The 6,822-nt window shown below is 34.4% G+C and carries 14 protein-coding genes; 6 read left to right on the forward strand and 8 right to left on the reverse strand.

What is annotated here, in order from left to right; all coding sequences use genetic code 11:
• From fliF to flgB, 5 genes are all read right to left on the reverse strand, one after another.
• Positions 1–1,102, reverse strand: a 1,102-nt coding sequence (fliF, locus tag N3F66_14210) for a flagellar basal-body MS-ring/collar protein FliF (protein ID MCX8125298.1), incomplete at its 3' end; no start/stop codon positions are given.
• Between the two features lie 237 nt (positions 1,103–1,339).
• A complete protein-coding gene (fliE, locus tag N3F66_14215) occupies positions 1,340–1,669 on the reverse strand; it encodes a flagellar hook-basal body complex protein FliE (GenBank protein MCX8125299.1) in 330 nt (109 codons plus the stop codon).
• Entirely contained in the window at positions 1,653–1,823 is a 171-nt protein-coding gene (locus N3F66_14220) for a hypothetical protein (protein ID MCX8125300.1), read from the reverse strand. The genes fliE and N3F66_14220 overlap by 17 nt, the downstream gene beginning before the upstream one ends.
• A gap of 22 nt (positions 1,824–1,845) precedes the next feature.
• Positions 1,846–2,310, reverse strand: coding sequence for a flagellar basal body rod protein FlgC (gene flgC, locus N3F66_14225; protein MCX8125301.1), 465 nt, complete (start codon positions 2,308–2,310; stop codon positions 1,846–1,848).
• 12 nt (positions 2,311–2,322) lie between these two features.
• Positions 2,323–2,751, reverse strand: a complete 429-nt coding sequence (gene flgB, locus N3F66_14230; GenBank protein MCX8125302.1) for a flagellar basal body rod protein FlgB — start codon at positions 2,749–2,751, stop codon at positions 2,323–2,325.
• A 177-nt stretch (positions 2,752–2,928) separates the two neighbouring features.
• On the opposite strand from flgB, the gene N3F66_14235 reads away from it, so the two are divergent.
• From N3F66_14235 to N3F66_14260, 6 genes are all read left to right on the forward strand, one after another.
• On the forward strand, positions 2,929–3,231 hold the full coding sequence (locus N3F66_14235) for a hypothetical protein (GenBank protein MCX8125303.1): 303 nt from the start codon (positions 2,929–2,931) through the stop codon (positions 3,229–3,231).
• Positions 3,232–3,341: 110 nt separating this feature from the next.
• The gene (locus tag N3F66_14240) at positions 3,342–3,485 is read left to right on the forward strand and encodes a hypothetical protein (protein ID MCX8125304.1); all 144 of its coding nucleotides are present in this window, start codon (positions 3,342–3,344) and stop codon (positions 3,483–3,485) included.
• Between the two features lie 20 nt (positions 3,486–3,505).
• A complete protein-coding gene (locus N3F66_14245; protein MCX8125305.1) occupies positions 3,506–3,658 on the forward strand; it encodes a hypothetical protein in 153 nt (50 codons plus the stop codon).
• Positions 3,659–3,846: 188 nt separating this feature from the next.
• A complete protein-coding gene (locus tag N3F66_14250; GenBank protein ID MCX8125306.1) occupies positions 3,847–4,092 on the forward strand; it encodes a hypothetical protein in 246 nt (81 codons plus the stop codon).
• A gap of 11 nt (positions 4,093–4,103) precedes the next feature.
• A complete protein-coding gene (locus tag N3F66_14255) occupies positions 4,104–4,388 on the forward strand; it encodes a hypothetical protein (GenBank protein ID MCX8125307.1) in 285 nt (94 codons plus the stop codon).
• Positions 4,375–5,013 carry a DNA lyase gene (locus tag N3F66_14260; GenBank protein MCX8125308.1) on the forward strand — a complete coding sequence of 213 codons (639 nt, stop codon included), beginning with the start codon at positions 4,375–4,377 and terminating at the stop codon, positions 5,011–5,013. Before N3F66_14255 ends, N3F66_14260 begins: the two co-directional genes overlap by 14 nt.
• Before the next feature lie 8 nt (positions 5,014–5,021).
• Here N3F66_14260 and N3F66_14265 read toward each other — a convergent pair whose 3' ends face one another.
• The 3 genes from N3F66_14265 to N3F66_14275 form a co-directional block, all read right to left on the reverse strand.
• On the reverse strand, positions 5,022–5,450 hold the full coding sequence (locus N3F66_14265; GenBank protein ID MCX8125309.1) for a MarR family transcriptional regulator: 429 nt from the start codon (positions 5,448–5,450) through the stop codon (positions 5,022–5,024).
• A gap of 11 nt (positions 5,451–5,461) precedes the next feature.
• On the reverse strand, positions 5,462–6,247 hold the full coding sequence (locus tag N3F66_14270) for an MBL fold metallo-hydrolase (protein MCX8125310.1): 786 nt from the start codon (positions 6,245–6,247) through the stop codon (positions 5,462–5,464).
• A gap of 316 nt (positions 6,248–6,563) precedes the next feature.
• Positions 6,564–6,822, reverse strand: a 259-nt coding sequence (locus N3F66_14275; GenBank protein ID MCX8125311.1) for a transposase, incomplete at its 5' end; no start/stop codon positions are given.

Consider the following 6,822-nt stretch of genomic DNA (forward strand, 5'->3'; position numbering starts at 1 on the left):
ATGTTTTATTAACCGCATTGTTTTCCACATTCTCTTCATTATAATATCTTGCAAACTGGTCATCGCTTGCTTTGTATCCAGGTGGTTTATTCCCTTCTGTTCCTGCTGGTCCTTCAGGATTCCATCCATGCCCCTGGAAATGTTCTTTAGTTGATTTTTTGGAGATAGTTAAAGAGTCTTTGACCTTTCGTTCAGAGTATGGTGTAAGAGGATTATCCTTTTCCATTTCAATAGGCGAGTATTCTTCCTGTTCTTCCTGAATCTTATCCCAGTTAAAATCCATATTGAGCCTAACAATTTGAATACGATCAGGCGAAAATATCTTTTCCAATCCCGCACGAATATCCTTAAGCATTTGTACGCGAGCTTTTTCTTCTATTTTTTTCCTATACTCTAGCAGTGTATATTCCTCTTTTGCTTTATCAAACTGGTCGTCAAAATCAGATATAATCTTACCGTATTCGTCAGTAACTGTTACATTTTCAGGTTTTAATTTGGAACCTACTGCTCGTGCAACCAGATATTGAATACCCTTGATTTCCTTTTTACTCAATCCCTCATATCCTGGCGCCAAATACACAGTCACTGCTGCAGTATAGGCATTCTCCTTATCAACAAATAACTCGTCTTCGGTTATAGCTATTTCGACATCAGCTTTTTCCACATTTTTCAATGATTCAATATGTTTTTTGATTTCATCCCGCAATGCCCGCATGTATTTTACATTCAGCTCTTTGTCAGTCTCGGTCCATTTTGAAATATCAAAAAGTTTCCAACCTGGGATGCCTTTGGGTATCATATTTTCCTGTGCCAGCCGTGTTAAGATAATTTCACGCTGATCAGGATTCACTAAAATTGTTGTGGCACCAGAAGTTGTATAATGAAAACCCATTTCTTCAAGTTTTTTGGTAACTTGCCCAAACTCATCACTGGGGAGATCTGCAAATAAAACTACATTTGCTTTCTGTGATGAAACTGAAAACAAAACGATAAAGGCAATAACAAGTACACCCGTAACAACACCAATAATGATCTTTTTTGTTGTATCTAATTTGGAGTAAATTTCTTTAAGTTGATTAAATATTCGTGTAAAAAATTCCATACTATCTTCCCTCCCATATCCTTGTATTTATGTTCACTTTACAAAAATTCAAATGATTTTAATTTATATCATGTTGTTTTATACTGGGATAATATTGTACCACAGCTAAACATATAAACATTTTGCAAAGCGACATAATACATATTGACTGCACACATAATAAAACACCTGTAGTAAAAAGTCAATTAATTTACTAAAAAATATAGTTTTTTTATTATGCGTGCTTATCTTCATAGCTTATCTGAGATTAATCAATTCGCGATATGCCCTGATGGCTTCATCACGTATTGCTTTTGTTAAGCTTAAAGCAATTTCGGCTTTTTGCTGCGCAATCATCACTGTATGAATATCCACCGACTCAGGCTCATATATCATTTGCTGTGTTAAATCTTCAGCATCAACCTGCAGGTCATTAACTTTGCCAAGTGCTGTCTTCAAGGCATCCATGAACGATCCAGCAACATCATCATCCTGCTGCCGTTGTGGCTTATCGCTGTAATGCAATGGATGCGTTGTCTTCATAACAAAGATATTTGATTTAGTTATGCTATTACTTTGCTGAATCATGACGTACGCTCCCTGCGATAATTCTTGATTCAATAATTGGGCGCTCCCCAAACCCCAAATGCTGCCACTGGCTTTTGCGCCTGTGTAACGTAGGTGGAGTTGATAACTCATGGGAGCAGTGTACCTCGTTTATATATCCTTTTTCAAAATACATTGCAGTACTCCTTTACTTTAGTTTATACACTACCTCTGCCAATCTCCAATGCTTTTGCAAACATTGACTTAGCATTGTTTATCATCATAACATTTGCCTCATATGATCGCGATGCGGATATTAAATCCGTCATTTCCATTACTACATTGACATTAGGCATTTCAACATATCCCTGCTTTGGACCTGTCTTTATTGCATCAGGATGCGACGGATCATATACCAGCCTGAATTCAGAATTATCTTCTTCAATTTTTACAACTCTTACCCCTTTTGGCTCACCGTGATCTATACGCTTTGGTACCAGCGGTGATTTATAAAATGGTCTGATATTAACAGGAGCAAAAATAACTCTTTTACGCTTATACGGACCACCTTCCGGTGTTCGTGTGGTCGTAGCATTTGCAATATTGTTACTTATCACGTCCATCCGCAACCGCTGTGCGGTTAATCCTGTTGAAGCAATATTGAAACTGTCAAACATTCCCATATATTATCCTCACTATACAGTTCTCATCACTAGTTTTAAAATCTTATAATTCTGGTTCAAGCTTGTTACATACGCATTGTAGCGCATCTGATTTTTAGCAGCATCCACCATCTCCTTTTCAATATCCACATTGTTGCCATCATTTCTGTAGGTTGTTGTGTAATCCAAGTTGACACGCGGCGTAACACTGGTAATATCTCTTGGCTCAAAAAAATCGTAATGGCGCGGATCAGTTTTGAGTGCCTTTACTTTTTTCATTGGATCCATATTATGAGCTATCGCCCTTTTTAACTCACTTTCAAAATTAACCTCACTGCGTTTAAAATGCGGTACATCCACGTTGGCAATATTGTTAGCAATAACTTTTCGGCGCAATGATTCAACATCTAGTGCTTTTTCCAGAAGATAATTGGTTTGCATCATTTTACTGTATTCAAACATACACACCTCGTGCTATTCGTTTCCACTTAGTGTATCGGCATATTCCAAAAAAGCTTTATTATAATTTTTGTGACATAATTTATACTGATAAAATTAGTAATTGACTTTATGTTGAACGCTCTTTTAATATTTAAAAGTCCTTTTTTATGGAATAATAAATTTATGAAGGTTTATTGTATGAAAAAATTTCTCAGCACATATATTCTCATTCTGCTTATATCAGTATCAATTACTCAAATTGCCCCAGCTGCTGAATACATGGCTGGAATCAGGACAGGCTATTTTGCGTGGCAGCCCTTTTTAAAAGATATTAGCGCCTCAGGCATGAATGATATCAAATGGGGAACCGGAATACTCTATGGGCCAATTTTCAGCATAATGCTTACTGATGATTTCTCGATTTCAGTTTCTACACTGTTTGGCAACAGTCAACACACTGGCAGTCAGAATTCAGCTATTTTAACGCAACAACCAGGGTAACTGGCAACTATCAATTTGAAGCATTCCGTGGTGATGTTGATTCAGCTTTAAGTTATAGGATAAGCCAGTATTTTAAACTATTTGCCGGTTATAAAATTCAGTATTTATCATTGTCATACAAATATACAGAAATTCGCACTGATGCAGCGGGTAATATTGATGAGATTGATGTTGCCACTGCTAATCCATCAAAAAATTATTTTCATGGCCCCGCACTTGGTGTTGGCATATACCAATACACCAGGTTGGCATAAATGTAGAACCAGTCATAGGCATGAATCCAGGTAATAACCTGCCTATTATTACTTTAGGATTTAGATTACAGCGCTCACGGATACAGGTTAAAGATTCACGAATTGATGATACCAACAAATGGTACGATGATACCATCATAGGTGGATTTGTAAGCGTAATGTTTATGTTTTAAAATTATCTTAAAAGCAATTATATTTGCTTTAATAATAAATACAAGAGCAGATATTAAAGCTAAATAAAAAATTATTGTAGAACACCTATTATGTAACATCATTGTAGAGCACATTAATTGTGCATCTTATTTAGCTAATGCTATTGTGCTGTGATATAATGTTTTAATATCATAATAAGGAATGAAAAATGACAGTAAGTTATCATGCCAAAATGATTCTACAGGCTTTCAAGGACAAATACGGCAATGACATCAAAGCAGGCGTTACCATGCCAATTGATATTTTAAACAACATTCCACAGTCAGAGCGCCATGCTGTCCTTGATGAGCTTGTACACAAATTGGAATTTATTGAATTGATTGAATCAAAATTTCCTGGAAAGCTTTTTCTGACACATAACGGGTATCATTACATTCAAAATATAAGGGATTAGTCTGTTAGCATATGGATGCTCTTTTGTCAATGCTTGTTGACCTGTCACGAACATTTTTACAGGATGTGGCCGATATTCCGGAGCTATCGCACCTCAATACAAAATTAGAAAGCACCCTGGCTGCAATCATAGCTGATTCCAACCAGTCAAATGCTCTTAACGCTTTGCTGCATCAATATTATTCCGAAATAATGACGCTGTACTCACGCTATCCGCAGAGTACTTTCCTTGATACATTAATGCATCGCATTGAAAGCCTGCTGCAAATTGCAAAAACAGTTGATGGAAAATTATAATCTGATAACATTACATCACCTCAATAAAAAATTAGAATTTGACATCACTGTCCGAATCAACTCATTCAAGCATGTATGGGAATATGGAAGTGATGATTACCTTTTGCTTGAGCTACTATTCTGCTTGCTCACACCTCAAAGCAATGCAGTGTTGTGCTGGGAAAAAGCATTAGAGCTTTTTTGTTCAGGGAAGCTTTATTGTGCAGATGTTGAAGAGATTAGTACAATTATTCATCCGGTGAGGTTTAAAAACAATAAAGCACAATATATAAAAAAAGCAGTAAGTATGTTTGGCGATAGCTCCTTAAAGAAATTTTTGCATGACAGTGATATATATGCAATAAGAGATAAAATAGTAACAACTGTTGAAGGCATTGGTTATAAAGAAGCTAGTCATTTCTTACGAAACATTGGCATAGGACTAGAGTTGGCGATTCTTGACAGGCATATTTTGAACTGCCTGTTGGATTTTCACATTATTGACAAAGTTCCCAATACTCTTACCCCAAGAGTATATAAAGATATCGAATGCAAGATGTTGGAATTTTGTAAAAGCATTACAATTCCAATGGCACACCTTGATTTTATATTCTGGTATTTGAAGAAAGGTACATTGTTTAAATGATTAAAGTTTTAAATTTCTTTGCGCAATAAATAATGTAATTCATCAAGTATTTCTTTAAATAGTTCAATCCTTTTTGTACTTATTTTACTTTCAATAAATTCATTAATCTGTTTGATAACTTTTTGTGCTTTCTGTATTTCCATTAATCCAGATTCAGTTATTTCTATTGTATATTCCCTTCTGTCATTGCTATTGATCACTCTTTTGACATATCCTAATTTTTCCAGCCTGTCAATGCTTCTGGTTATTGCTGAATTATCCAGTTCTAGTTCATTACTTATATAGCTCATTGATGAATTATTTTTTTCTTTTAATAAAAATAGAATTCCTAACTGCGCTACAGATGCTTGTATCCCTTTATCATTTAATACTTTTTTAACGTATTGTTTTAAACTGTTTTGTGTTTTTGCTAGGCTATAATATAACCGTTGTTCCATGATTTCTTATCTTAATTGACTGTTTTTACAATATTGAGAGATGACCATTCACCCCCTGAGACAAAAGTCCATAAATTCTTTTTTGGGAAAAGTTTTCGGTCTATTTCCTCTACAGTAAGACCCTTTTGTTTTAATACCTTCACCTGCTCCTGTATATTTTTAAAATAATCTAATTTTCGTTTTATTTTTTCACGTGCATGGTTGTGTACACCAGTATGGCTGCAAAATAGCGTATCAAAATCTAGTTTGAGCAATTTCTCAAGTGTATTAATTTCATCGTTGATATTTTCATCTTTAAATGCAACTAGTTGTCTGCTACTTATATATATGTCACCAGTAAATAACCAGCCCATAGTTTTTTCATGCAAAACTATATGATCTCTATGATGCCCCGGAGCTTCATATACATCAAAAGTATAATATTCTGTTTTTATAACCTTTGGCACTGGTAAGGCTGTAAAAGCCTTTCTGTTCCCCCATACAAGTCTTCTGTACAGCGGAATATCGCTATCTTGTGATGCTTCTTGAATGGAATTATTATGAATATATATAGGTACCTTTTTTTCCTTATACAACCATTGAGCCAACCCTGTATGATCTTCATGAATATGCGTCAAAACCACAGCATGTATATTCTGCCGTGATAATAATTTTGAAGCCTTTCCAACAATATTTGCAGAGCCAGCGTCAATCATCAAACCATCTGCTATAAAAAAATAAATGTCCAATTGAAATGGTGGAATAAAACCTGATTTAAAATAGTAAACATTACATTTATCGATTGCCGTTACCTTCATAACTATCTCCAAAAAAAAAATTTATTTGATAAATCAATATTTGACTATGCAAATATTTGTCAAGTATTATAACATAAATTAAATCATCTTAATATATTATTATATTATTTACATATTCTTTAGCAGATCAGTTTTTTAATTAGGTAGATGGGTTATGTTAGTCTCAATTGAATTCAATTTGGTATGTTTTGTAACAAAATTCATTGTGATGCAATTGACAAAATTCATGCAGAAAAGACCTTTATTAACCGATGTTTTCATTTAATCATTTAATAAAGATGGAATATTTATTATTATTTAAAAAGGTAATTAGTTATTAAATTCCACCTAATGCCTTGATTAGCGCATGTTCGATATTATTTCTGTGATTATACCTAAATTCCAATTCTTTTATATAAAAAATAAAATTATCTGCTCCTACCCCATGATATTTTATCAACCGTTGCTTCGCATATGACCAAAATCCTTCAATCCCATTAATATACACCCTCCCATTGCTAAATCGCTTGCTTTTATCGAGTCTCTCATGTCTAAACCCATACATCACAAGCCCATCGTAACTTTTAAACTTATCT

It is taken from the genome of Spirochaetota bacterium, from assembly GCA_026414805.1.
Lineage (GTDB): Bacteria > Spirochaetota > UBA4802 > UBA4802 > UB4802 > UBA4802.